The sequence below is a fragment of the Trichocoleus sp. FACHB-591 genome (assembly GCF_014695845.1).
Classification (GTDB): domain Bacteria; phylum Cyanobacteriota; class Cyanobacteriia; order FACHB-46; family FACHB-46; genus Trichocoleus.
The window spans coordinates 74,663-99,402 of the sequence record NZ_JACJPA010000102.1 but is presented as its reverse complement, the minus strand read 5'-3'; the positions used below and the strand labels follow the sequence as shown (position 1 = coordinate 99,402).

Sequence of the window (24,740 nt, the reverse complement as noted above, 5' to 3'; positions counted from 1 at the left end):
CTTCAGGGTGTAGCCGCTTTAACCAAAGGGAACTTTATAGTAATTAAGTTACAGAGCTTCCCACACTTCTTCGTAGAGAACGAAAAAGTTATTACACAAACTTGCTTGAAGCACCATGAATCATGGCATGACTGGCAGCTATAGCCTCAGCCTAGTTGCGCTTTCGTTTGCGATCGCCGTCTTTGCTTCCTACACAGCCCTGGATTTATCTGGACGGGTGCGGCCAACCGAAAGATCAACGCGCTACCTTTGGCTGTTGGGTGGAGCTGTGGCAATGGGGACTGGCATTTGGTCGATGCACTTCGTGGCCATGTTGGCTTTTCACCTCTCCGTGCCCGTTGAATACGACCTGTTAACCACTCTGCTTTCGCTGCTCTATGCCATTATTGCCTCTGGCATTGCCCTGTGGATCTGGAGCCGTCCTAATTCAAAATTTCTGCCACTCCTTTCTGGCGGTGTCTGCATGGGTGTTGCCATTGCCTGGATGCACTACACGGGGATGGCTGCCATGCGCCTTCCTGCGAGGATTGAGTATCGCTTTGGCTTAGTGGCCCTGTCGGTGGCGATCGCCATTGCCGCCTCACTCACAGCTCTTTGGCTAGCCTTTCGACTGCAAGATAAGTCACTCAGAGCACCCTTTTGGCAGAAGTTAGGCAGTGCTTTTGTGATGGGAGTTGGCATTAGTGGCATGCACTACATGGGCATGGCAGCCAGCCGATTTGTGTCCGAACCCGTACTTGCCAACTCTTCGCCTACAGTTCACGCCCCCTTCATGGCGATCGCGGTCGCTGCTGGCGCTCTACTGCTTCTCAGCTTGATCTTGATTGCGTCTTTGATTGATCAACAATTTACGATGCAACTAAGCCGACAACAAACGTTGCTAGAAAGCGAAAAGCGGTTTCGGACCTTGATTCGTGAGATGCAGGTTGGGGTGCTGTTTCTAAATGCTGACGCAGAAATCGTCATTAGTAATCAAGCCGCGATCGCACTATTGCAGTTGGATCAAACCGAGGGTATCCGGTCTATATTTGGGACCAACCAACGTTGGCTCCGCGAAGACGGCACTTACTTTGCCACAACAGACTTACCTGTGCAGCGGGCGATCGCCCAACGCCAACCAATCCGAAATGTGGTGATGGGCATTGAGCAGACCAACAGCTCTGAGCGCACCTGGATGCTGGTCAATGCTGATCCGCAGTTTACAGAAAATGGAGTTTTAGAGCGGATTGTTTGTACCTTTAGCGATATCACTCAGCAGAAGCAAACAGAAGAAGACTTTCAACAAAGCCAAGATCAATTTGCCAAAGCTTTTCATTCCAATCCAGTCGCGAGTTGCATCACTACTGTTGCTGAAGGCCGCTTTGTCGATGCCAATAACAGTTTCCTCAAGTTGTTTGGCTACCCACGCGAACATTTGATTGGCTGTACTTCGAGAGAGCTACAAATTTGGGCCGATCTCAAAGATCGCGATCGCGTGATTCGAATGCTGCAACGCGATCGCTCAGCTCAAATGGTAGATGCCCCTTTTCGCACCAGTGCCGGTGAAATTCGAGAAGGACTCTGTTCTTTTGAAATGATTGAGGTCAGGGGGGAACCTTGTCTCCTCAGCATTGTGAATGACATTACCGAGCGCAAGCGGGCAGAGCAAGCTTTACAACAAGCAAAAGAAACAGCAGATGCCGCAAATCGCGCCAAGAGTGAATTTCTGGCCAACATGAGCCATGAGCTGCGTACGCCTCTAAATGCCATTCTTGGCTTCACGCAACTCATGAGTGGCGATAATTCTCTCTCAGCTCAAAATAAGGAGTATCTCAGCATTATTAATCGCAGCGGTGAGCATCTGTTGCGGCTGATCAACGACATTCTGGAGATGTCCAAAATTGAAGCGGGGCGATCGACACTCAATGCCAATGATTTTGATCTCCATCGTCTGCTGCAAAACCTCGAAGAGATGTTGCAACTTGCCGCGACTGCTAAAAACTTAAAACTGATTTACGACTATGACCCTCAAGTTCCGCAATGCATTAGAGCAGATGAAAGCAAACTACGTCAGGTCTTGATTAATCTCTTGGGCAATGCCATCAAGTTTACTCAGCAAGGCAGTGTGACATTGCAGGTCAAGCGAGCAGAGATCGGGCAGGAGTTAGCAGGGAAGAGACAGGAATCAGTAGCTAGCGGTCAGAAGGTTGAGGTTGCTTCCGACCTAAAATTGCTCTACGGAAATGTAGTCAGCGAGCAACTCCTAGCGCTCTCTTTTGAAATTGCCGATACAGGCCCTGGGATTGAAGCCAATGAACTGAATAATTTGTTTACAGCTTTTGCCCAAACAACTAGTGGCTTAAAATCGCAGCAAGGAACGGGCCTAGGCTTAGCCATTAGCCAGAAGTTTGTGCAACTCATGGGTGGAGAAATTGCCGTTAGTAGCACGATCGGGCAGGGTTCTCAGTTCCGCTTTACCTTACCCGTTTACCCAGTGCGAACCGCTCAGGTAGCCATCTCTCTGCCAATCCGCCATAAAGTCATTGGCATAGCACCTAATCAGCCTACTTATCGCATTTTGGTTGCCGAAGACCAACGCACCAATCGCCTTCTGCTCACCAGGCTCCTCAGTTCTGTAGGGTTTGAGGTTAGAGAAGCCACCAATGGCCAAGAAGCGATCGCTCTATGGGAAAGCTGGGCTCCACATCTGATCTGGATGGATATGCGGATGCCCGTGATGAATGGTTACGAAGCAACTCAATGTATCCGGGCTTCGCTGAAAGGAGAAGCCACGGTGATTATTGCTTTAACGGCCAGTGCCTTTGAAGAACAACGTCAGTCCATCTTATTGGCTGGATGCGATGACTTTATGGGCAAACCTTTCAACCGAGAGGAATTGTTAGGGAAAATCAGCCAGTATTTGGGCGTGCAGTACATCTACAGCGAACTAGAGGATAGCCACTCTGCAAAAATCTTTCCTCGCACTACGCAGGCAGATGGATCGCTCATTCACCGAAGTTCTCCCGAACCACTGAGTCCCAATAGCCTCAAGGTGATGCCGCCCGATTGGATAGAACAGTTGCATTTAGCGGCTTTACAAGGAAGTGATCTCCTAATCCTCAAGCTCATTCAACAAATTCCTGGAGAGCATGCTGCCCTTAGCTGTGCTTTGGTTGAACTGGTGGCAAATTTCCGCTTCGACCAGATTGTTGTTTTAGCGCGATCGCTACAAAGCGAAATTAGCTAGGGGTAACAGGGATAACAATTACTCTCCTGACTGATGCATCACCTTACCCCCTGCAGTAAGTTGATCAGTAATCAGTTCAGCAGGCTTCTCCATGTCGGTGCCATTACTTGTCGTTGATGTACAGCAAGGCTTTATCAACGAGTTTACCCATCATATTCCTCGGCGCGTGGTTCGCTTAATTCAGCAAGGAGATTATGGGCCAATTTTGTTCACTCGGTTTGTGAATCAAGATGATGGGCCTTATTGTCAGCTGCTAAATTGGCATAATTGCGATCGCGAACCCGAAACCAGCCTGGTTCCAGAACTGGAACCGTATGCCAAGCCAGAATGTGTCTATACAAAACCAGGGCTTTGTGGCTTACCCAATACTTTGATTCAATCCTTAGGTGAGCACCAAATCAAACGGATCAATGTGGTGGGTATCGACACCGATATGTGTGTGCTGAAGATTGCGATGGATTTGTTCGATCGCGGTATTGAACCAATCGTCCTTACCGACTGTTGCGCCAGTACCGCTGGACTGCAAGCTCATCTAGCAGGCTTAGCTGTGCTGAGCCGTAATATTGGAGCGCAGCGGCTCTGTGATGCGGGTCTGAGCGAGGGCATGTTAGCCGCCCCCTCAGTTTAGAGTGTGGGGTGCTCAGCCACAAACGTCTTACAGAGTTGACGAAAATGATCGCCGCGTTGCTCAAAATTGGCGTATTGATCAAAGCTGGCACAGGCAGGCGAGAGCAGCACTACTTTTGCTTGGTGCTTTTGAGCTAGTTCTGCCCCACTTATCACGGCTCGCTCCATTGTTTCCACAATCTCAAACTGGGTGTAGCCGACTTGCTTGAGGCGCTGAGCAAATGTAGGCGCAGCATTGCCAATTAGCAACACTGCCGCCGCTTTCGCGTGGATTACTTGCAACCAACCTTTGTCGTCACCTTCTTTAGCTTCGCCACCCGCAATCAAAATCGCCGGACTCTCTACCGAAGCCAATCCGACCTCTGCCGCATCATAGTTCGTGGCTTTACTGTCATTAATGAACTCAATGCCTTGCCAATCGCAGATATGTTCTAAGCGGTGAGGAACTCCAGGGAAATTCGCGATCGCCTGAGTAATGGCCTCTTTGCTAATCTTTGCTAGCCGAGCTGCTGCCACCGCCAGCAAGAGATTTTGTTGATTGTGACTTCCAGGCATCCGTAGGGTATTCGCCGGGAGGATCGCTTCTCCTTGAGCAATCACCCAACCATCCTCGATATACGTGCCCAACGTTGGATCGCCAATTAACCCAGCTTTTCCAGTCACACTTGTCCAGCCTGCATTGGGCCACTGGCTAGGCCCAATCTGTCTCAGAAAAGGATCGTCTCCGTTAAACACTTGATGCTGAGACTGACGTAGCAAGTGAGCTTTGATGTTGTAGTAGTTTTCTAAAGTCTTGTGACGCGCTAAATGGTCGGGGGTGAAGGTCGTCCAAACGCCAATCCGAGGAGCCACCCTAGGAGAAGACTCAATTTGATAACTGCTCAATTCTGCGATCGCCCAATCAGGCTGAGGCTCAGCGATCGCCACCTCACAGGCCGCATAGCCAATATTACCAAAAGCAGGCGCATCAAACCCAGCCGCTTGAAAAATAGCCGCAATCAGAGCCGTAGTGGTCGTTTTGCCATTGGTGCCCGTGACACAGACCCAAGGCTGCTTTTGCAAATATCGCCAGGCCAGCTCAATCTCGCCAATCGTGTCAATTCCTAGCTCTCGCGATCGCACCAAGCTAGGCACATCCCAAGGCACCCCAGGACTAACCACCACTAATTCAGGAGCTGCCACCTCTGGATTAAAGCTGTCTCCCAACTCAACCGCAATACCTGCACTCAGAAGCGATTGGCGCTGTTTTTGCAACTCCTCAGAATTGCCGCGATCGCTTACCGTTACTTGCCAACCTTCACGCTGTAGAAGTTTTGCTGAAGCAATTCCTGATTTTCCCAAACCAATCACATAAGCGTTAGGCATATTGGCAGTCGGTAGGCATTCCTAAAAGAGCAACCCTTATGTTACTGCGGAACGGAGTCGCACAGGCAGATTTAGCAGACCGGGAGACATAGGATATGCCGCTCAATCCTCTGGTTCTCTTCCAGGGAAAACGTCCGGAGATGAAGAGTAATATCGGCGCACCTGATACAGGCATAAGCCGAACAGCGCTCCTACCAAAACCGCTTTAGAATTCGTCAACGCGATCGCCGTCGGCACCAACACCCCGCTACTCACGATCAACACCCACAACCGCCACCGCGATCGCCTTTTACCATCCAAGCCAGAACCATCCATAAACCTACCCCACAACTCACTCCATCATTCACCACCAACCCTCAAAACCCTTTTGGAGGAGGTCTGGAGGACGCAACCGTCCTTCAGCAGGGGTTTGGGGGCGAGTGCCCCCAAGTCTCGGTTCCAGGCAAAGTAGAACCTAACCCTTCACAATCGCCCCAAAATCCGCCAGCACCCGCGCATGATTCCGCAGCAAACCCAATAGATTCAGCCGATTCCGCTTAATCTCCGGGTCAGAATCCATCACCAAAACGCTCTCCGGACCATCAAAGAAGCTGCTAACCGTCGGCGCAATCTGACTCAACCCAGCCACTAGCTTTTGGTAATCTCGCTCCGCCTGAGCCGCTTGAGTTTGAGGCACCAACTGCACCAACGCATCATAAAACGCCTGTTCAGAGGGCTGCTTAAACAAACCAGAATTAACCAAAGCTGCTGGGTCTAACGACTTCGTATCCAGATCTCCCTGAGCCGCCAACCGCGACGCTCGATTCACCGTTTCATAGATTTTCGCTAGCGTGCCATCGTTGCGAAGAGATTGCAGAAAGAGAGCGCGATCGCGAACATCCAGCAAGTCTTTCAAAGCTCGCTCTGTATACTCTGGGTCGTTTTCTCCCAGCACTGCATTCACCAAGTCGTAATCGATGTGGCGGTCTTCTTGTAGCAGCGTCCGAATTCGCTGTAAGAAAAAGTCCTTCAACTGTTGCAACAGTTCTGACACGCTCATTTTCAAAACTGCTGGATGACTGGCCGCAAAGTCAGCCGTCACTTGTCCCAGTAGTTGCAACAAGTTCAGAGGTAAGCTAGCCACCCAAGTAACGTTCACCACCGCATTCGCAGCCCGACGTAGAGCAAAGGGGTCAGAGGAACCGCTGGGCACCATGCCCAAGCTAAAAATGCCAACCAGGGTATCTAAGCGATCCGCCAAGCCCACCACCTGACCCACCAAAGTTTGCGGTAAGCGATCGCCTGCGCCCTTCGGTAAGTAATGCTCCACAATTGCTGTCGCCACAGCTTCGGGTTCACCACTAGCCAGAGCGTACTTTTGGCCCATCACTCCTTGCAGTTCCGGGAACTCACCCACCATCTGCGTCACCAAATCCGCCTTACACAGCAGCGCTGCCCGTTGGATTTGGCTGCGATCGCGCTCTGACACCTGCAACTGGTCAGCAATGCGATCGGCAATTTGACCAATTCGTGTGACTTTATCTCGCACTGACCCTAAGGCTTCTTGGAAGGTGACGGTTTCCAGACGCGGCAGATAACTCTCTAGAGAATTGGCGCGATCGGCATCAAAGAAAAACTTGCCATCGGAGAGTCGCGCTCGAATCACCCGCTGATTCCCCGCAGCAATAATGTCAGCCTTGGCAGGGTCACCATTAGAAGCAGTAATGAAATAGGGCAGGAGTTCCGCAGAGCCTTCACTTTGAAACACCGGGAAGTAGCGCTGATGGCTCTCCATTTCGGTGATGCTGACTTCCGAGGGTAGCTCCAAAAACTCCGCATCAAACTGACCGACGACAGCAGAGGGCCACTCCACCAAATTCGTCACTTCTGTCAACAAGGTGGGCGAGATTAAAGCGTAACCTCCAACCTTTTGCGCCGCCGCCTGCACCTGTGATTGAATCGTAGTTCGGCGCTGCTCTGGGTCAGGCTCTACCGAGGCTGCCCGCATGGTTGCTAAATAGTCTCCAGGCTGCTGAATGGTGACAGGTTGAGGATGCAACACCCGATGACCGCGCGAAACGCGATCGCTCGTCACCACTTCCGAACCACTCACGATTTTGAGGGGTAAAACAGTCTCGTCTAGCAAAGTCACGAGCCAACGAATTGGGCGAGGAAACTTCAGGTCGCCATCTCCCCAGCGCATAAACCGCTTTCCTTCCAAGCTGTTGATCCACTGCGGCACCAGCTCTGTGAGCAGCTCAGCCGTGGGGCGACCAGCAATCACCTTCTGAACAAAAACAAACTCTCCTTTCTCCGTCGCCCGGATTTCTAGCGCTTCCAGAGTCACACCCTGCTTCTGAGCAAATCCTTCTGCGGCTTTGGTAGGCTTCCCATCCTTAAAAGCTGCCTGAACCGGAGGGCCTTTCACCTCTTCTGTTTGGTCCGGTTGTTGAGTGGGCAAACCTTTAATCAGTACAGCTAAGCGCCGGGGGGTGCCATAGACCTCAACCGCTTCAGTCGCTCGATTTTCAGGCAATAAGTAGCGCTCAGTCAGGCTTTGAGGAATCCGCGATCGCCACTGCTCCAAAGCTGAATCCACAAAACTTGCAGGCAGTTCTTCCGTGCCTACTTCTAACAAAAACGTCGCCATAGCGCCCCATCTCAAACGTCAAGCGGCCAAGTAACAGCCAATTTCACCAGTTTACCCTGGGAAGAATCCTGGCGGACGTGTCCCCCAATGGATTTGAGGAAATCCCAACTTTGCCGCTATAGCGATCGCTGCCCCTGTCTACATCCTCAACTACATAAAGAAATCTCTTTAAAGTGCATTTAAACATCAACTTTTCATCTATAACAGTGCGGATTAGCTCTTACCATTGCGGAATCTAAAGATAGAGATTTTGTTTCGATTCCTTTGGAGCGATTCATGAAATAAAGCCCCCACGACATGACTACAGCCAGCTCATTTGGCGCAGTTCAACAGCATTACCCACTACCGATATTTCAGTACTGTCGCGTTCTTTACCTCGTGAAAATACGGAGCCTGAAAAAATAGCCTCTAAGATTCCGCAATCCTCACTAGGAAATTTAGTAGTGACTTCTGGCATGTTAATAACAACACCAAACAGCGCGGCAGAATAAAACGTTGGTATCTTCTGACACCTGCTTCATTGCCTCCGCCCTACACCTCAAGAGCACAACCCCATGAACATGAGCTTCCCCTTCTGGCAATTCCTCAATCAACCTGTTTTCTCCTCCAGCCATAAAGTGATTTTGAATCCCCAGCGCTTCTGGCACGTGCACAAAGTTGAAGTGTTAGAGCGTTGCTGGTCGAGAGCCTATGAACCCGAAGGACGCCGCTAGAAGGATTTGCTCTGAGGAATTATCCTTATTTCTGAGCAGCCATAAATTTTTACCTATGATTAAAATCACCGCATCTGCCAGATTTTGATTGTCATCATCCATACACTCCCTAGACAATGGATGCGGTTATAGATAACAACAATGCGAGCCCTGAGTCTTTAATGATCTCAAGGCTCGCATTTTGCTAGGTCGCGATCGCCAAATCTTATAGCCAAATCTCACGATAGATAATAATCTCAAGGCTTGTCCGGAATTAGTACCAGCTGAGCGAAGAAATGATTGGATAGAGGGTCGATGTACTGACACCTGTGACTGATTGAATAAACCTTTTTCAATATCACTTGTTGCCCTACAAATACCTTTTGAAAAAAGTTTAATCAACAGGACCAAGACACGGGGGCTGAGTCCCTTGCTGCATCCTGATCGCTTAGTCAGTTCAGCCCTATCTCTAGTTAAGCAAGGAGATTCGAGACATCGTGGTACTAAAACCTGTGTATTGCTCAGACGCTACTGGAAACATCGCAATTGAGATTTCCCAAGAAGAATTGCGAACCATCCTAGGCCAAATAGAGTCCGAACTCTATCACAGTGAAGTCTATCGCCGAGTGTTGGCTGGCCTACAAACCATGCTGGGCGAAACTGCTGGGGGAGCTCAGACCCTCGTCAAAGCAGTGAGCAGAGAAGCCATCCGACTCGCATTTCGGCAATTTTTTAAGCAATATCGAGCTATTTCTGCTTCGCTCAAGCAAGAGGCTGGTCAGGATGAAACTGTAGAGGCAGCAGAAGAGCTACCAGCCGCAGTTAGCTCCGCTACTCTTGACAGCCCCATCGAAACTTCAACCCCAACAACTTCTGCCTTTACCGACGAAGACACCACTAACGAAAACATGGTTGTGGTCGTAGAGGATGCTCCCTTGGAAGCAACGGCGGTTGAAGGTGTCAAATCAACTCCTGTAGAAGAGCAGCCCTTCCTTTTAGGCATGATGGGCAAGCCAACCAAGAAACTCACAAAGGCAGAGCTAGCCGCGCAGAAGTTTGCTCAAGAAAGAGAGGAAAGCCTGCGTCAAGTTGGCCAAGATATTCGGGCAGCTCGACAGGCGCGATCGCTCTCGTTGCATCAACTCCACAGCCTAACGCTGGTGCCGATTCATCAACTCCAGGCCCTCGAAGCAGGCCGCATTGAACAATTGCCAGAAGATGTCTATGTCCGGGGCTTTATCCGGCGCATTGGCAACGCTTTGGGCTTAGATGGTAATAATCTCGTGGCGGGAATCCCAGCGCCCGATCCAGTCAAATCAGTTTTACCATCCTGGTATCATCCCGAAGCTGAGTCCGGCGGATTATGCCTGCGGCCTGTCCATTTATATGTTGGTTATGCGGCTCTCATGGCGGGTGCCGTAGGTGGTTTAACCTGGCTATCACATCAACATGCACCCGAAGCTGCTACTGACACCACTCAGGTCTTTCCAGAGCAAGCCTCAATTACTCCTTCGTCACGTCAGCAAACGCCTAAGACGACCCCAGGGCTGAAAGCCAGCAAGATTGGAGCTGTAGCTGGGCCAGATATTGCCCCACCAGAGGCATTTTCTAACTAACAACTCAATCAACATTCACGACAGGGTTATGCAGGGGCGAACGGTAATTCGCCCTGATCCAGATCTCGCCTAGATGTCTTAACGGCTAAAGGGGAATATCCGGTTCTTCGACCATCACCCTGAGCGAAGGGGAGTTGGGGCTGGGTTGCCCACTCAGCACCAAATTATCTCGATGCACCACAGTCTCTGGCGCGGCATAACCCAAAATGCTAGGAATTGCTTCAGAACGGCAGCCCCGGATCCGCTGTAGTTGTGCACTGTTGTAGTTGACCAGTCCTCTGGCAATTTCGCGACCATTGCGATCGCAGAGTTGCACCGCGTCTTGGCTCTGAAACTCCCCTTCCACTTCCACAATCCCAGCTGCGAGTAAAGATTTGCCTGACTGACAAATCACTTTAACAGCACCGTCATCTAGATACAGTTTGCCAGCGGGCAGCAAACCGTGAGCAATCCAACGCTTACGAGCACTAGCCGCTTGGGGCTGAGGCTCAAAGTGAGTCCCAATTGGTTCGCCTTGCACAATTTTAAGTAGATTCTGAGGCGATCGCCCTTCCGTAATCACCGTCCGCACCCCTGCGCCTGTAGCAATGCGGGCTGCTGTAATTTTGGTGACCATGCCACCCGTGCCCCAACGGGAACCGCGATCGCCAACTTGTACTTGTAGCGATTCCAACTGTTCGATCGATTGCACTAAACTAATGGGTTGGGCGTCTGGATTACTGCGGGGATCAGCCGAGTACAGGCGATCGACATCGGTCAACAAAAATAGCCAATCTGCTTCTACCAAGCTGGCGACCAAAGCCGATAAGGTGTCGTTATCGCCAAACTTCAACTCGTCCACAGCGACGGTGTCATTTTCGTTGACAATCGGGATCACACCCAACCGCAGCAATTCCTGGAAGGTACCGTAAGCATTCAGGTAGCGACTGCGCTGCACTAAGTCAGTCCGAGTTAGTAGAACTTGAGCGATTGGCTGTTGTAGCGACGTAAAAAAGTCATCATAAACCCGCATCAATCGGCCCTGACCCACAGCAGCCACAGCTTGCTTCAGGGCGATCGTGCGGGGTCGCTCGGTCATACCTAAGCGGGCACAGCCAACCCCAACGGCTCCCGAAGACACCAAGATTACGGAATGGCCCATTTGCCTTAATTGGCTTAACGTTTCGACCAAAGCCGCGATCGTGGATAGAGCCAAATACCCAGTACTGGGATTCGTCAAGCTCGAAGTTCCAATCTTGATAACTAGGGTTTGAGGCATTGAAAACAGGCTGAATTTCGCGAGTGTCACTAGAGAAAGTGTAAAGCGCCAGACCCTCTATTGATGAGGCTGGCGCTTTACATAAGTATTCACAGCGATTTATGCGTTAGGGTCTTTATCTTCGCTGACCCCAATTGAACTTTATATAGAATGCCAGAAATTTTTAGCAGAGCTCGGATCTCATAATGCTTTCTTTATATTTTTGATTTGTTAGATTTATCACGCTCTGCGAAGACTTGTTAAGCCTATTGCTTGGAGGTTAAAGAAGCACCCAAAGCTTGGGATAGCCAAACTTCAAACGTACGGACAGGATGGCGACGGGCGACTTGAGTGGGGTCTACCATTGGTTCTACCAAAATGGTAAACATGCCAAATCGGTTCCCTGCTAGAACATCCGTGAAGAGGCGATCGCCCACCATTGCCACTTTTTCCACGGGCAGATCCATCGCAGTCACAGCTTGTCTTAATTTGCGGCGAGAGGGTTTGCCTGCTCCAAATAGGTAGGGTAAATTCAAAGACTGAGCAATGCCCCGAATGCGACTCTCGCTCAGGTTATTACTCACCAACCAGAGCGTCGCAACTTGTTTAATGTCTTCTACCCAATACAGCAATTCCGTTGAGGCTTGCGTCGTTCTAAAGGGTACTAGGGTTTCATCCACATCTAAAATCAACCCCTTCAAGTCATACTGCTGCACAATCTCTGGTGTCAGCGTTAGGATCGAGCCTTCCAAATTCAAATCAGGCTGTAATAGGGAACCCCAAGACATAAATCAAAACAGGATAGCGCTAACAAAGAGAGAAATTAACAAGGGAAAGTAGGCTGATAAAACCAGACCAGCAACTCACTCGGTCAAACCTTTACCAACCACAGGTCAGAGGTTACTCACGTTTTTGAGGAGTTTTTGAGGCATTCTCTGCTTCAGCATTACGTACAGCCGCACGCCCGTCCTGAATTTGAGCTTGGGCAGCTTCATGCTCTGCTAAGGTACGGCTGAACACATGCGTGCCATCATAGCGAGCGACAAAATAAAGGTACTCCGTTTTTTCAGGCTTCAGAGCTGCCTCTAGACTCGCTAAGCCAGGACTACCGATGGGTGTAGGGGGTAGACCTGCATTGAGATAGGTATTGTAAGGCGAGGCTGTATTGACTTGAGCCAGAGTCAAAGGTTGGTCAGGCGTTTGTTGAATTCCCAAGCCATATTCCACGGTTGGATCAGCGCCTAGGGGAATGCCTTGTTGCAGACGCTGAGTAAACACCCCAGAAATTCGGGGTCGTTCGGCAGAAATTACTGCTTCCCGCTCCACAATACTGGCTAAGGTCACCCACTCCAGCAAACTCAGTTTGGTTTGTTGCTGATTCTGTTGGTAGAGCGGTAAGGCAACTTGCTCAAAGCGGTTGAGCATTTGCTCTAACACTGCTTGAGGCGTAATTTGGCCGTCTGACAACTGATAAGTATCGGGGTACAAAAAGCCTTCCAAGTGGGGTAGCCCTGGCGGCAACCAAGCATATTGATTTTGGGGAATTTGGCTGGCAGCGGTGAGAAATTCTTGAGCTTTGAAAAAGCCCTGCGACTCAAAATAAGCCGCCATTTGTTGCAGGGACCAGCCCTCCGGAATGGTAAAGCTAGCCTGTACTACCTCTCCAGCCCAAATTTTGTCGGCGATCGCAGGCAAAGGTTGTGCGGGCGACAACTCATAAGTTCCAGCTTGAAAGCCACCCTGTCGATTCTGCAAAGATAGCCAGCGGGTCCAGAGATCCCAAGCCGTGGCCGAACGAATTAATCCCGCCCCTTCCAAATCGCGACCAATTTGCTGGGCAGGCGTGCCAGGAGGAATTTGAATCCGTACTGCTTTACTCGTAGCCGCCGCCGGTGCTGAGTTTGAGGTTGACGAAGTTACCGTCAGGGGAGGGGCACTTGCCCAACTCCACCAAGCCCAACCTTGCCAGGCCGATAGGCCCAGAGCTGCGGGTAAGAGTAATAAGTAGAACGACCACTTGGAAATACGTTGAACAGCTTTCATGGTTTAGTTGAGTGAATCACGTTTCCCGGCAGGTGCGTGCAAGGCTCAACTCAGCCTTATTCCATTTCATCAAAGAGTTGATCTTCAATCATCGGCAGCATCGGTTCAATCTTGCTCAGTTCTTCGGGTGAGAGCAATTTAGGCTGTCCATCGGCATCTAGCCTAGCCAAAATGAAGAATGGATCTAGAGGCGCATAGATAGCGTATTCTTGCTCTTCGTCGTAGAAGCTGGCGAGCAATTGCAACTCTTCATGCTCTTCCGAATCACCATCGTTGGCGACTTCTAAGTCTTCCTCGCTAACTTCTGGCAGATCACCCTCCACTGTAAGAGTGACCGCAGTCCGTTTGAGTTCCAAATTTTGCTCTTGCAGAACGGCGCGGGCGATCGGAAAAATCCGTTCAATTTCTGCTTCGTCCTCGACGGGAATGGCTTCTTCCTCATCTCCTTCTTCTTGCCAAGCAAAAATTTCGACGGGAGAGTCAACCGGGAGCAGGAATACGTAGTCTTGGCCCTCGATATCAATGGAATGCTCGATATAGCAGCTCAGCGATCGCCCTGTCTCATCGGTTAGTACTACCGTTGGGGCATCAAAATCTTCTTCGTGCATGCCTGCGCCTTCTCGATCCATATTTGACTCAGTCATCGGATTTCTCCTGCATTATTCAAGCGCTTTCCTCTGAAAAGTATCTCCTACATAGACACTTTGCGGCCTAGTTGACTGCATTTGATTCAAGCAATCTTTTGAATTCAACCTGACCAATGAGTGGATCAACGGTTGAATCAGCAAAATATCGCAACGTAGAAGCGGCGAAGCCAGCATACTACATCAATGCAGAGTTTGGGGTTGTCATGGTAGAATCCTGCATTTTTTGAGAGCGGCGCTGATCTAACCATTGTTGCAGAATTAGGGCCGCAGCTTTGCGATCGATTAACGCCTTATTCCGCGATGGGGAAATATTTTCAGCCTGCAACAACTGCTCTGCTTGGAACGAAGTAAGTCGTTCATCCATATATTCCACGGGCAGTTGCAGGGCTGCTGTTAGCCGTTTGGCGAATTTTTGTACCTGCTTAGCTTGAAAACCCAAGCTCCCATCCATCGAATAAGGCAAACCGACTACCAAAACTTGCACCTGACGCTGCTGAATCAAGTCTTTAAGTTGGTCTACTACCTGGACAAAGGATTTGTACTCAATCGTCGTTAGCCCAGTCGCAATCAGCCCAGTGCCATCACAACCCGCCACGCCGATGCGTTTTCTGCCGACATCTAAACCTAGAGCTGAAATCCTCGCCATGCTGGGTTAATTCCTATGGCAGCCGTAGCAGTGAGGCTGAGTGAACTGCATTAACTCAGCCAGCTTAGCACCAGGAATCATTTTGATGTCCCTGAGGAAAATGAATTTCTGGCACAGGGTTGAGCTTTAGCTCTTTCTTGCTGGTGAAGATGCGGCGTTTACCCCAAAAGTTACGCCCAATGGAAAAGCCTAACTTGCGGACAGGTGCTTCCGAAACAGTTGGAGATGGAGGTGTGGCGGCAGATGACTCTGGTGTGGAAAGCGATCCCGCTACTGTTTCAGCGTCGGAAGCCTCGCTATAAGCTAAAGGAGCTTCGGTTGAATCAGGAGTTTTGTCGCCTTGCCATAGGTTGGGGAGAGACATCCGACCAGGCACAGGCTTACGCGCAGGTTGGAAGCCTTGCAAAACATCGGATAGCTGCAAGCCTTCTAGTGAGACGGGCTTGGCTTCTCGCAATTTGTGCCAGACCGATCGCGACATCATTAGCGTATGCTCGGTGCGGGTTGCGCCAATGCGCTCTAAATATTCTTCTCGCTCTGGTTGATAATCTGCCGAAGACAAAAGCAGCGCCTGCGCCGGAAAATCTTGGGCAATCCGGGCCATCTGAGATAGTAGTTCTGGGTACAGCCAAGTGTAGGCAGGATGAACAGTCAACTGAGCAACATGATTTTGGGAACTATCGCGACAGAGTTGAATCTGGAAGTAACCAATCGCAGCTTTGCGTTGAGGTTCAAACACATAGCCACTAACCACTTCAGTCTGATTAACCCACTGCTTTACACCTTCTAGTAGTGCCCCAAACAAGCTGGTTTTGAAGTCGTGTAGGTGGCGATCGAATACTTGCCGTACCAAAGGGGGCATCGCTGCCGTGTCGAGCTGGTACAACAATTGTGCATCCGCATTACTCACAGGCAGCAAGTTAGGCAAATCCGGTTCGCGCTCGGCTAGTTCTTGCAGCAACTCTGGCGCGATCGCCCAGTGAGTCAGTTGGGCTAACGGCTGAAATCCATTTTGACGATAGAGGGCTAAAGCCGTTTTATTATTGACGTTGACTTCTAACAGCCAAGTTCGGGCTTCCCAAATCGCCTCAAAACAAGAGCGCAGTAACTGGGAGCCTGTGCCCTGATTTTGCGATTCAGCCTCAACCACCCCAACTCGCTCGACCCGCCAAGTACTGCGAGTGCGATTAAACGGGGAAACTTGAATTGCGCCCCGCACTTGATGATCTTGCTCTGCCACATAGGTACAGAAGCGGTATTGAAACGGATTGGGGAACAAGCTGAGAAATTTGAACAGCCCATACCAATGCCGTACTTGCTGTAAGCGTCGCTGCACGGCATCTAAGTTGCTGTGATTGTCTGCGATCGCAGCCTCCACAAACAACGGCTCAACAATGTCCAGGTCTTGGTGCTGGACTGGACGAATCACAGAGTTGGAGTTTTGGGAGACTGAAGTCATGACAGGTAAGGCTACAGTTAAGCCTAGGGTAACAGTTAAGGCCCGAAGTCTTCATCTACCCCTGTAGAGCTTTTTTATCAACCCAAACTCACGGCTCCAAGTCGTCGAGGCAACCAGACTGAACGCATAGAAGCAGTCAAAAAACCATCAATTTACTCAGCTAACTGCTGGCTTGACGCTCCCGTTGGCATCAGTGGGTCGAATCAAAACGATTGGCGTTTGTTCGTCAGAATTTCCAGCAGGATTACTGATTAATGCCTGCTCTAAAAAGGTTTGAGTTAGGCCAGGGGATGCTGCCAATATCTTAACTGCTTTTAAATCGTTCACGTCTACGATCGCAGCCAGTAACCCTGTTTCTCGATAGATCTGGTCCACCACTTGCTGCGGGTTTTCTGGCCCCATAACAATAAATTGGTCGTAAGGCGGCAGAGTGCCCGTTACATCATCAATCAGGCGAGCTTGCTCCCCAGCTAACTGGTAAAACATCCCCGGTTTACCAAAGATCTTGGCGATCGCGCCCACCACAAATGCAAAGACCACTCGCCCAGGCCCCACAATATCTACCAAGGCTTGCAAACCACAAGCGGTCGCCAAGCTGGAAGTAGGCAAGAAGAAGTAACACAATCGCTTCGCCACCCAACCAGGCTTAACTTGCGTGGGGTGCCGAAATCGCCCTTGCATAATTGCTACTGGGCTTTCTCCCAGCGTGACTACATCTCCGGGCTGCGAGTAAGGAGCCACATAGCGCTTGATCACCTCAACCGGATCATCTAAATGAGTCAGAAGATGCGTGCGGATGGGTAATACATCGGCATTGGTAGCAGGTCGCCAGCGCGAGGGAGCGGTTTCAGGGGTCGGGAATTGCAGCGGCACAATCACATGCCGCACTTTGGGAATGCGTCCCTCCGGACCATAGGTGACGTAGCGAATTTGAATCCAGGCAACCTGAAGCGGTGTTAGGTCTTCACCTTGCATCTCCACAACAACTTGCAAGCGTGTGGACTTACCAATTTTGACGATGTAGCCAAACCAGTAGTCATCAGGTCTAGCTGGGGTATCTGCATGATTAGGAATCACTCTGGTGGTGTGGGTTACACCCTCCAAGCTCGCCTTGGATAGCAGTTTTACCTGAGCCTGAACTTCTGGCACCATAATTTCCAAGCTGCGAGTACGATTGCACAGCTCTAGCTCACCGACCAGGACATACCGTTGCGGTTCGTACACCTCCAGTTGCCAGTTACCTGAGGTCAACTCCAGGTCGTTTCCCGGACGGCGACGATATTGACTCTCTAGCGCTAAGCCCCCCAGCCCGACGAGTAGCGCCGCTGCTCCCAAACCAATTCCGATACTCCCCACAGTCGCCCAACCCTCGATCAATTAACTAAAGCAATTACCTAGTGCAAATTGGTTGCAATCAAACCACTTTAAGGCAGTGTGATCTCTAACCAAGTCCAGGTACTCAAAACAATGCGTCTTTAAGTCTATAGAAGAAACGGGTGCTTGGCAGCGAGGAAAATCATGGTTTTTGTCAAGTTTCCCTCTGGGCTCAAGCGTCCAGCTAATAGCCTTATTATTCAAGCCAGTGCCAGATGTTCCGAAACGAACAGCTTTTTTCTCGCTTCAAGTTTACAAAACTTATTATGATAAGTGAATCAAGTTTGAGCGGCTGGAGATTGCTATAGCTGTCAGGGCTTGGAGTTGATCCAAATCTGTCAATATAGCTGCTCAGCTCGATCGAACCTGGCTGAACTGAGTCGGTAGATTTTTCTTAAACGTTTGTAAACTTTTAGGATGCACTCACAGAGTGCTTTGGTTTCTGAGGAGTCTGTATGAAGCAACTTTTGACTGCTGAGCGCTTCAGTTTAATTGGCCATGTGGTAGCAATGGCCTTTGGACTAGCTGGATTGCTGTTAGTTTTACCCCACCCAGAGTTTGTTCTGATGTTACCTCCAGCGGGGCAAACCCTGTTTCAGTGGAGTATGGCTGGGGGCGGCGTGGTTTACATTCTGCTAGGAGCGATCGCCGTTGCCATCTACACCTATCGGACTTTAGGCTGGCAGCGTTGGCTGGCGTTTATGGTGCCCTCTGTCTGCATTTCTCTTTCCAGCGAACTTTCGGGCACTAGCACTGGTTTCCCCTTTGGTAACTACGATTATCTGAGCGGTTTGGGTTACAAGATTGCGGGCTTGGTGCCATTCACAATTCCTTTGTCTTGGTTTTACCTCGGTTGCGCTTCTTATCTATTGGCCCGCGTGGGTCTGGAAGCTAGCCAGCAGAACAAGTTACCAGGATGGGTCCGGGGTGGCTTAGCGATCGCCTTGGGTGCTCTGCTTCTCACTTCCTGGGATTTTGTGCTAGATCCTGCCATGAGCCAAACGGCAGTTCCTTTTTGGGAGTGGAAACAACCAGGCGCTTTCTTCGGCATGCCTTACCAAAACTTTGCAGGTTGGTGGGGCACTGGTGCAGTGTTTATGAGCGTGGCCGCTTTGCTATGGGGTAAAGCGCCCATCCAACTCACTCGTCAGCAGTTGCAATTGCCTTTGGCGATTTACCTCAGCAATTTCGCCTTCGCGATGATCATGAGCTTGGCCGCAGGCATCTGGATTCCAGTGCTCTTAGGCTTGGCACTTGGCGTGGCTCCAGCGTTGATTCTGTGGCGCATGGCCCCCGCTACTAGCATTGCCTACCAAACTGGCGATACGACAGAGGCTGTGTTGCCTTTTGTGGGCGAAGTTAGTGAACCAGCAATTAATCTGGCGAGTGAACTGTCTGTTGCGCCTATGGAACTCGGCTCGAAGTGAATCTCAGTTTCGTCTTGTTGCATGAGTTCGCTCTGACTCCAGTAGCGTTCAGTGGACAAGGAGATAGTTCTGTAACAGGAGCGATCGCCCTTGTCCTACTGCTGCTACAAATTCCCGCTGTCGCGATTTTGCTGTCCCGTTTGCTGCGCGGTCCTACTCGTCACCCTCCTTTACAGCCTCAGAAACCTAGCCCAGAACTGCTGGGAAAGGTCAGTATCGTTGTACCTACGCTCAACGAAGCAGAACGAATTGGGCCTTGTCTCGCCAGTTTGAGCCAGCAAAGCTACGAAGTGCGAGAAGTTTTGGTGGTGGACAGCCGTTCCCAAGATGGCACGCCAGATCTAGTGAAACGAGCGGGACAAGCTGATCCGCGCTTCCGGTTGCTCACAGATGATCCGTTACCTCCCGGTTGGGTGGGACGGCCTTGGGCTTTACATACAGGCTTCGTCGAAAGCTCGGAGCAAAGCGACTGGGTGCTGGGCGTAGACGCTGATACTTATCTAAACCCTGGCTTAGTTAGCAGTTTGGTGAAGACTGCGATCGCGGAAGGCTACGACATTCTTTCGTTGGCCCCCCAATTCATCCTCAAGTATCCGGGAGAGCTGTGGCTACAACCCGCTCTGCTGATGACGTTGGTGTATCGCTTCGGTCCCGCTGGCGAAACTAACAACTCAGCAGAGCGGGTGATGGCGAATGGACAATGCTTCCTCAGTCGGCGCTCGGTTTTAGCGACCCTAGGCGGTTATAGTAGTGCTCGCAACTCCTTCTGTGATGATGTCACCCTGGCTCGGTATGCGGCTGCCCAAGGAGCCAAAGTGGGCTTCTTTGATGGCTCGAAGTTGCTAAAGGTACGAATGTACGAAGGAGCAGCTGAGACTTGGCGCGAATGGGGGCGATCGCTCGACCTTAAAGATGCGGCAGCCCGTGGTCAAATTTGGGGTGACCTCTGGCTACTCACTGCGGTACAAGGGCTACCAGTGCCCCTAACGCTAGTCTTGTTGAGCTGGATCGGTCTGGGGCTTGGTTCTTTGCCTGTGGTTGCAGCTTTGGGCTTAAACCTAGCCTTGCTAGCCATGCGGGTTGGGTTGCTGTGGGCGATCGCGCCGTCTTATGACCTCACTCAAGCGAAAGCGGCTTGGCTTTTCTGGCTCTCTCCTTTAGCCGATCCCTTGGCTGTACTCCGCATCTTTCTCTCGTCTACTCAAACCTCTATTCAGTGGCGAGGACGGAGCTACACCCAGGCTTAGCCCATCTCGTTAATCTTTTCTGGCTTTACCCCATGCTCCACAGCTTTGCTCAACTACCAGTGTTTTATCTGGGATTGCTCGGCAGTCTGCTCGCAGGATTGGCTACAGGAGTCGGAGCTTTACCTATTCTGTTCTTGAGCAAAGTCACCCAGAAGTTTCAGGGGGCTTTGATGGGGTTTGGAGCAGGGGTGATGCTAGCTGCGACTTCATTTTCCTTGGTAATTCCAGGGATTGAAGCTGCAACGGAGCAGACAGGTAGCGAAGTGGTAGCAGCCTCGATCGTTACCGTGGGGATGATTCTAGGTGGATTGTTTCTCTGTCTCAGCCATCGCTATTCTCCTCACGAGCATTTTATTAAGGGCCCAGAAGGTGCCAATCCGGCGAGCTTAAAGCGGATTTGGCTCTTTATTATTGCGATTACGATTCATAACTTCCCCGAAGGATTAGCGGTAGGAGTGGGTTTTGGTGGCGAAACTCTAGCCAACGGCATCACCCTCGCTACCGGAATTGGGCTGCAAAATATGCCCGAAGGCTTCGTCGTTGCCTTAGCCTTAGTTGGTGAGAAATATTCCAAATGGACGGCCCTGCTAGTGGCTCTGATGACTGGTTTAGTTGAACCTGTGGGTGGCGCGATCGGCGCGGGCCTAGTTTCTTTAGCCAAACCGATTTTGCCTTGGGCAATGGCCTTTGCCGCGGGAACCATGCTGTTTGTAATCAGCGATGAAATTATTCCAGAATCCCACCGCCTCGGCTACGAAAAAGGCGCAACCTTTGGGGTCATCCTCGGCTTCGTTTCCATGATGTTTCTAGATGTCACCTTGAGCTAACTGCTTAGGTAAAAGTCGTTAGGGCTACCTTAGCTTGGTGTTGCAGTAGCAGCCCGTACTCCAAACCTTCCACCACAGCTTGGTAAGACGCTTGCAGAATGTTGGTTGAAACGCCAACCGTAGTCCAGCGTTGGTAGCCGTTGCTAGATTCAATCAGCACGCGAGTTTTAGCAGAGGTGCCCGACCCACCATCCAAAATTCGCACCTTGTAGTCGGTGAGATAGAAACTCTCAATTTCTGGATAGAAGTTGACTAAGGCTTTACGCAGAGCTGTATCCAGTGCGGAAACTGGGCCGTTACCCTCCGCTGCTTCGAGAATGTCTTGGCCATCTACTGCCAGTTTCACCGTCGCCAAAGACAAACTCTGCGATGGGTCGGTGTCGGGCATCATGTGGTAGTGAACTTGCCAGCTTTTGAGCTCAAATGGTGGTTGCCGCTGACCCAATGCTTCGCGCATCAGCAACTCAAAGCTGGCTTCTGCCGCCTCAAATTGATAGCCTTCATGCTCCAGATTTTTCAGGTGTTGCAGAATTTGGCGATAGGTGGGGTCTTGCGGGTCGAGTTCGATACCGAGACTCCGCGCCTTTGCCAGAATATTGCTCAGACCTGCTTGGTCAGAAATCACAATTCGGCGGTTGTTGCCGACTAGCTCTGGCTGGATGTGCTCGTACGTGATGGGATTGCGTTCCACAGCGCTGACATGCAAGCCCCCTTTATGAGCAAAGGCCGAAAGTCCCACATAAGGAGCATGGTCGTCGGGAGCCAGGTTTACTACTTCACTGACATAACGGCTGAGTTGCGTTAACGTCGTCAGTTTTTCGGGAGGTAGGCAGGAGTAACCCAGCTTCAATTGCAAGTTGGGAATCAAAGAGCAAAGATTGGCATTACCACAGCGTTCGCCATAGCCGTTGATCGTGCCCTGCACCATCTGCGCCCCTTCCATTACTGCCGCGATCGCATTGGCCACCGCCATTTCTGTGTCGTTGTGGGTGTGAATACCCAAGGGGGGTAAGGGAGCGTGGAAATCCGCGTTTTGAGCGACTCGACGCTCCCTTAAGCGCTGCTTGACCTCTCGCACAATCTGACTAATTTCGTGCGGCAAGGTTCCGCCGTTGGTGTCACACAAAACTAACCACTCCGATCCTGCCGCGATCGCGGTTTCTAGCGTCTCGATCGCGTAGTCAGGGTTGTGCTTGTAGCCATCAAACCAATGCTCTGCATCGTATATCACCCGTCGCTCCTGGCTGCGAAGGTAGGCGATCGTGTCCTGAATCATCGCTAGATTTTCGGCCAGCGTGGTTTTCAGTCCTTCAGTCACATGCAAATCCCAAGATTTTCCGACGATCGTGACCCAATGGGTACCTGCGGCTAGTAAGGGTTGCAACATGGGATCAGTCGCAGCGGTTCTTCCGGGACGGCGGGTAAAACAAAACGCCACCACTTCTGCCTGAGCCAGTGGTGCTTCTCTGATTTGCCAAAAGAACTGCACATCCTTAGGATTCGCTCCGGGCCAGCCTCCCTCAATAAACGGTACTCCCAGTTGGTCGAGTTGCCGAGCAATGCGGAGTTTATCTTCTAGGGATAGAGATAACCCTTCGCGTTGGGCACCGTCCCGCAGGGTAGTGTCATAAATCCAGAGTTGGGGAGAAGGTTGTGAGGTCATGGAAGCAGCCAAAGCAGAGGAAGGATGGAATAAAAGCGTTTCAAAAAGCGTAAAGAAATTTAAACTTTAAAGCTGTAAGACAATCCGTTGGTTCGCACAGCTTAAAATCATGCCGCAGGTTACAGCTCAAGGAAAAACTTTTATCTGCGATCGCGGAGCCAATCTCCGTCAGGTTTTGCTTCAAAATAGCGTTGCTTTGCATAATGGCAACGCCAGCTTCATCAACTGTCATGGTTTAGGGAGCTGTGGTACTTGTGCCGTTGAGGTCGAGGAGGAAGTCTCAGAAGCTAACTGGCGCGATCGCACTCGGCGGTCTTTGCCACCCCATAACACTAACCAAAATCGCCGACTAGCTTGTCAAACCAAAGTGCTAGGGGATGTGCGAGTCACTAAGTTTGATGGATTTTGGGGCCAAGGCACTCAACCGCTCTGGACTCCAGAGGGATAGACTGAAGAGAGGTTTGGGGAAGAAAAACACCAATGAATGACTTACTAAAAGCTGTGATTGGACTGATAGTTTTCGCTATCTTGCTGGGAGCATTCATTGCCTTGCGCGCTCGTGACTCGACTCAACAGATTGGCGGGTCAGCAAGTCCTAGCCCCAGTGCTTCTCCTGCTACTCAGGTGCGAAGTGTGGGCCAAACCACTCAACGCTCGACCAATCAGCCTGTCACTTCTGCTCCTGCTAGCCAAACTGGTACCGCTGGCACCACAACCACCACAACCACCCAACCCAGTGGCACTTCCGTTACAGGCACCGCCGGATCGAGTGCTGGTAGCGGCACCACAACCACCGCTCCTAGCGCTACGGGCGCAGGTAGTAAGCCAGTTCCAGCGCTTTGGTAATCACGACTTAGTAATTGTGACTCAATTTCAGCTTGCATGAATACAACCAGTGACGTTCTCATCATTGGCGGCGGTATCGTCGGCCTTGCGATCGCGATTGAGCTGAAATTGCGAGGAGCTACGGTAACCATTCTCAGCCGTGATTTTAAGCAAGCCGCCGCTCACGCCGCCGCCGGGATGTTAGCGCCTCAAGCCGAAGGCATCCCCCTAGGCCCGATGCTGGAACTGTGCTTGCGATCGCGCCAACTGTATCCCAACTGGATTCGCAAGCTGGAGGAACTAACCGGAGCTTCAACAGGTTATTGGCCCTGTGGCATTTTGGCTCCAGTCTACGTAGCAGACGCTGAACGGACAGATTTAAGGGAGGCAGCCGCGATCGCTCAAGCCTCCGGAACCGAAGCTCAATGGCTAGATCAAGCTGTAATTCACCAATATCAGGCGGGGCTAGGCTCAGATGTGGTGGGTGGTTGGTGGTTTCCAGAGGATGCTCAAGTGGATAACCGCGCCCTCACCCAAACGCTATGGATTGCTGCCCAAACCCTCGGCGTGAATATTCAGGATGGCGTCAGCGTCCAAGCAATTCAGCAGCAGCAACGCCAAGTCGCCAGCGTTCAAACTTCGGTGGGAGATTGGCAAGCCAAGCATTATGTTTTAGCCATAGGGGCTTGGTCGAATGAACTGTTGCCAATTCCAGTGCAGCCTCGCAAGGGCCAAATGTTAGCTGTTCAGTCACCCGACTCAGCCTCAGGGTTACCTTTACGACGAGTTTTGTTTGGCTCCGATTTGTATATCGTGCCGCGCCAAGATGGTCGGATTATTATTGGAGCCACCAGTGAGGAGGTTGGTTTTACCCCCAACAACACCCCCGCAGGCGTTCAAGAGTTACTGGCACGAGCGATCCGGCTGTATCCAGCCCTACAAGATTTTGCTTTACAAGAGTTGTGGTGGGGCTTTCGGCCTGCAACTCTAGATGAATTGCCGATTCTAGGGGCGAGTGCTTGCGCTAACCTGCTACTCGCTACCGGGCACTACCGCAACGGCATTTTACTGGCACCAATTACAGCTCAACTGATTGCCGATGCGATCGCCCAACAACCCGATCCACTGTTGGAGCATTTTAGTTGGCAGCGCTTTCATCAAACGAAACCCTCAACTCCCCCTGCTTCGTT

The 24,740-nt window shown here is 50.9% G+C and carries 20 protein-coding genes and 1 pseudogene; 10 read left to right on the top strand and 11 right to left on the bottom strand.

Annotation, left to right across the window (positions count from 1 at the left end; translation table 11 throughout):
• The first annotated feature begins 115 nt into the window (after positions 1 to 115).
• Entirely contained in the window at positions 116 to 3,226 is a 3,111-nt protein-coding gene (locus tag H6F90_RS20515) for an MHYT domain-containing protein (RefSeq protein ID WP_190554112.1), read from the top strand.
• A gap of 91 nt (positions 3,227 to 3,317) precedes the next feature.
• Positions 3,318 to 3,854, top strand: coding sequence for a cysteine hydrolase family protein (locus H6F90_RS20510; RefSeq protein ID WP_190554111.1), 537 nt, complete (start codon positions 3,318 to 3,320; stop codon positions 3,852 to 3,854).
• On the opposite strand, the gene murD is transcribed toward H6F90_RS20510, so the two are convergent.
• From murD to glyS, 3 genes are all read right to left on the bottom strand, one after another.
• Complete coding sequence (murD, locus tag H6F90_RS20505; protein WP_190554110.1) at positions 3,851 to 5,218, bottom strand: UDP-N-acetylmuramoyl-L-alanine--D-glutamate ligase; 1,368 nt, start codon at positions 5,216 to 5,218, stop codon at positions 3,851 to 3,853. The genes H6F90_RS20510 and murD overlap by 4 nt on opposite strands.
• A 102-nt stretch (positions 5,219 to 5,320) precedes the next feature.
• Complete coding sequence (locus H6F90_RS20500) at positions 5,321 to 5,533, bottom strand: hypothetical protein (protein WP_190554109.1); 213 nt, start codon at positions 5,531 to 5,533, stop codon at positions 5,321 to 5,323.
• Positions 5,534 to 5,672: 139 nt separating this feature from the next.
• On the bottom strand, positions 5,673 to 7,847 hold the full coding sequence (gene glyS, locus H6F90_RS20495) for a glycine--tRNA ligase subunit beta (protein ID WP_190554108.1): 2,175 nt from the start codon (positions 7,845 to 7,847) through the stop codon (positions 5,673 to 5,675).
• Between the two features lie 554 nt (positions 7,848 to 8,401).
• Between glyS and H6F90_RS20490 the strand changes: the two genes are divergently transcribed.
• Entirely contained in the window at positions 8,402 to 8,560 is a 159-nt protein-coding gene (locus tag H6F90_RS20490; protein WP_190431340.1) for a hypothetical protein, read from the top strand.
• A 476-nt stretch (positions 8,561 to 9,036) separates the two neighbouring features.
• A complete protein-coding gene (locus H6F90_RS31610; protein ID WP_190554107.1) occupies positions 9,037 to 10,155 on the top strand; it encodes a helix-turn-helix domain-containing protein in 1,119 nt (372 codons plus the stop codon).
• An 85-nt stretch (positions 10,156 to 10,240) separates the two neighbouring features.
• Here H6F90_RS31610 and proB read toward each other — a convergent pair whose 3' ends face one another.
• From proB to H6F90_RS20450, 7 genes are all read right to left on the bottom strand, one after another.
• The gene (proB, locus tag H6F90_RS20480; protein WP_190554106.1) at positions 10,241 to 11,413 is read right to left on the bottom strand and encodes a glutamate 5-kinase; all 1,173 of its coding nucleotides are present in this window, start codon (positions 11,411 to 11,413) and stop codon (positions 10,241 to 10,243) included.
• 245 nt (positions 11,414 to 11,658) lie between these two features.
• Complete coding sequence (locus H6F90_RS20475; protein ID WP_190554105.1) at positions 11,659 to 12,180, bottom strand: YqeG family HAD IIIA-type phosphatase; 522 nt, start codon at positions 12,178 to 12,180, stop codon at positions 11,659 to 11,661.
• 112 nt (positions 12,181 to 12,292) lie between these two features.
• Complete coding sequence (mltG, locus tag H6F90_RS20470; protein ID WP_190554104.1) at positions 12,293 to 13,435, bottom strand: endolytic transglycosylase MltG; 1,143 nt, start codon at positions 13,433 to 13,435, stop codon at positions 12,293 to 12,295.
• A gap of 56 nt (positions 13,436 to 13,491) precedes the next feature.
• Positions 13,492 to 14,079 (bottom strand): DUF3727 domain-containing protein, encoded by a 588-nt coding sequence (locus H6F90_RS20465; RefSeq protein ID WP_242024560.1) that lies wholly within the window; start codon positions 14,077 to 14,079, stop codon positions 13,492 to 13,494.
• Positions 14,080 to 14,257: 178 nt separating this feature from the next.
• Positions 14,258 to 14,728 carry a Holliday junction resolvase RuvX gene (ruvX, locus tag H6F90_RS20460; RefSeq protein WP_190554103.1) on the bottom strand — a complete coding sequence of 157 codons (471 nt, stop codon included), beginning with the start codon at positions 14,726 to 14,728 and terminating at the stop codon, positions 14,258 to 14,260.
• A 64-nt stretch (positions 14,729 to 14,792) separates the two neighbouring features.
• Positions 14,793 to 16,187, bottom strand: coding sequence for a GNAT family N-acetyltransferase (locus H6F90_RS20455; RefSeq protein WP_190554102.1), 1,395 nt, complete (start codon positions 16,185 to 16,187; stop codon positions 14,793 to 14,795).
• A gap of 156 nt (positions 16,188 to 16,343) precedes the next feature.
• Positions 16,344 to 17,543 (bottom strand): F420-0:Gamma-glutamyl ligase, encoded by a 1,200-nt coding sequence (locus H6F90_RS20450; RefSeq protein WP_190431333.1) that lies wholly within the window; start codon positions 17,541 to 17,543, stop codon positions 16,344 to 16,346.
• A 473-nt stretch (positions 17,544 to 18,016) separates the two neighbouring features.
• Between H6F90_RS20450 and cruF the strand changes: the two genes are divergently transcribed.
• The 3 genes from cruF to H6F90_RS20435 are packed head-to-tail and all read left to right on the top strand — an operon-like array spanning position 18,017 to position 21,062.
• Positions 18,017 to 18,988, top strand: a complete 972-nt coding sequence (cruF, locus tag H6F90_RS20445; RefSeq protein WP_190554101.1) for a gamma-carotene 1'-hydroxylase CruF — start codon at positions 18,017 to 18,019, stop codon at positions 18,986 to 18,988.
• The gene (gene cruG, locus H6F90_RS20440; RefSeq protein ID WP_370588056.1) at positions 18,985 to 20,235 is read left to right on the top strand and encodes a 2'-O-glycosyltransferase CruG; all 1,251 of its coding nucleotides are present in this window, start codon (positions 18,985 to 18,987) and stop codon (positions 20,233 to 20,235) included. The genes cruF and cruG overlap by 4 nt, the downstream gene beginning before the upstream one ends.
• A gap of 32 nt (positions 20,236 to 20,267) precedes the next feature.
• Positions 20,268 to 21,062, top strand: coding sequence for a ZIP family metal transporter (locus H6F90_RS20435; RefSeq protein ID WP_190554100.1), 795 nt, complete (start codon positions 20,268 to 20,270; stop codon positions 21,060 to 21,062).
• A gap of 4 nt (positions 21,063 to 21,066) precedes the next feature.
• Here H6F90_RS20435 and cimA read toward each other — a convergent pair whose 3' ends face one another.
• A complete protein-coding gene (cimA, locus tag H6F90_RS20430; RefSeq protein ID WP_190554099.1) occupies positions 21,067 to 22,725 on the bottom strand; it encodes a citramalate synthase in 1,659 nt (552 codons plus the stop codon).
• Between the two features lie 109 nt (positions 22,726 to 22,834).
• Here cimA and H6F90_RS20425 point away from each other — a divergent pair, with 109 nt between their 5' ends.
• The 3 genes and pseudogenes from H6F90_RS20425 to thiO all read left to right on the top strand — a co-directional run.
• Positions 22,835 to 23,173: a 2Fe-2S iron-sulfur cluster-binding protein gene (locus H6F90_RS20425; RefSeq protein ID WP_190554098.1), complete on the top strand. Its 339-nt coding sequence runs from the start codon at positions 22,835 to 22,837 to the stop codon at positions 23,171 to 23,173.
• A gap of 32 nt (positions 23,174 to 23,205) precedes the next feature.
• Positions 23,206 to 23,571: a hypothetical protein gene (locus H6F90_RS20420; protein ID WP_190554097.1), complete on the top strand. Its 366-nt coding sequence runs from the start codon at positions 23,206 to 23,208 to the stop codon at positions 23,569 to 23,571.
• Positions 23,572 to 23,607: 36 nt separating this feature from the next.
• Positions 23,608 to 24,606, top strand: a pseudogene (gene thiO, locus H6F90_RS30825) (glycine oxidase ThiO); the annotation flags it as partial.
• Between the last annotated feature and the right edge of the window lie 134 nt (positions 24,607 to 24,740).

Coding starts and splice junctions, on each gene's coding strand:
- H6F90_RS20515 (WP_190554112.1), top strand. CDS start 116: ATGAATCATGGCATGACTGGCAGCTATAGCCTCAGCCTAGTTGCGCTT.
- H6F90_RS20510 (WP_190554111.1), top strand. CDS start 3,318: ATGTCGGTGCCATTACTTGTCGTTGATGTACAGCAAGGCTTTATCAAC.
- murD (WP_190554110.1), bottom strand. CDS start 5,218: ATGCCTAACGCTTATGTGATTGGTTTGGGAAAATCAGGAATTGCTTCA.
- H6F90_RS20500 (WP_190554109.1), bottom strand. CDS start 5,533: ATGGATGGTTCTGGCTTGGATGGTAAAAGGCGATCGCGGTGGCGGTTG.
- glyS (WP_190554108.1), bottom strand. CDS start 7,847: ATGGCGACGTTTTTGTTAGAAGTAGGCACGGAAGAACTGCCTGCAAGT.
- H6F90_RS20490 (WP_190431340.1), top strand. CDS start 8,402: ATGAACATGAGCTTCCCCTTCTGGCAATTCCTCAATCAACCTGTTTTC.
- proB (WP_190554106.1), bottom strand. CDS start 11,413: ATGCCTCAAACCCTAGTTATCAAGATTGGAACTTCGAGCTTGACGAAT.
- H6F90_RS20475 (WP_190554105.1), bottom strand. CDS start 12,180: ATGTCTTGGGGTTCCCTATTACAGCCTGATTTGAATTTGGAAGGCTCG.
- mltG (WP_190554104.1), bottom strand. CDS start 13,435: ATGAAAGCTGTTCAACGTATTTCCAAGTGGTCGTTCTACTTATTACTC.
- H6F90_RS20465 (WP_242024560.1), bottom strand. CDS start 14,079: ATGACTGAGTCAAATATGGATCGAGAAGGCGCAGGCATGCACGAAGAA.
- ruvX (WP_190554103.1), bottom strand. CDS start 14,728: ATGGCGAGGATTTCAGCTCTAGGTTTAGATGTCGGCAGAAAACGCATC.
- H6F90_RS20455 (WP_190554102.1), bottom strand. CDS start 16,187: ATGACTTCAGTCTCCCAAAACTCCAACTCTGTGATTCGTCCAGTCCAG.
- cruF (WP_190554101.1), top strand. CDS start 18,017: ATGAAGCAACTTTTGACTGCTGAGCGCTTCAGTTTAATTGGCCATGTG.
- H6F90_RS20435 (WP_190554100.1), top strand. CDS start 20,268: ATGCTCCACAGCTTTGCTCAACTACCAGTGTTTTATCTGGGATTGCTC.
- cimA (WP_190554099.1), bottom strand. CDS start 22,725: ATGACCTCACAACCTTCTCCCCAACTCTGGATTTATGACACTACCCTG.
- H6F90_RS20425 (WP_190554098.1), top strand. CDS start 22,835: ATGCCGCAGGTTACAGCTCAAGGAAAAACTTTTATCTGCGATCGCGGA.
- H6F90_RS20420 (WP_190554097.1), top strand. CDS start 23,206: ATGAATGACTTACTAAAAGCTGTGATTGGACTGATAGTTTTCGCTATC.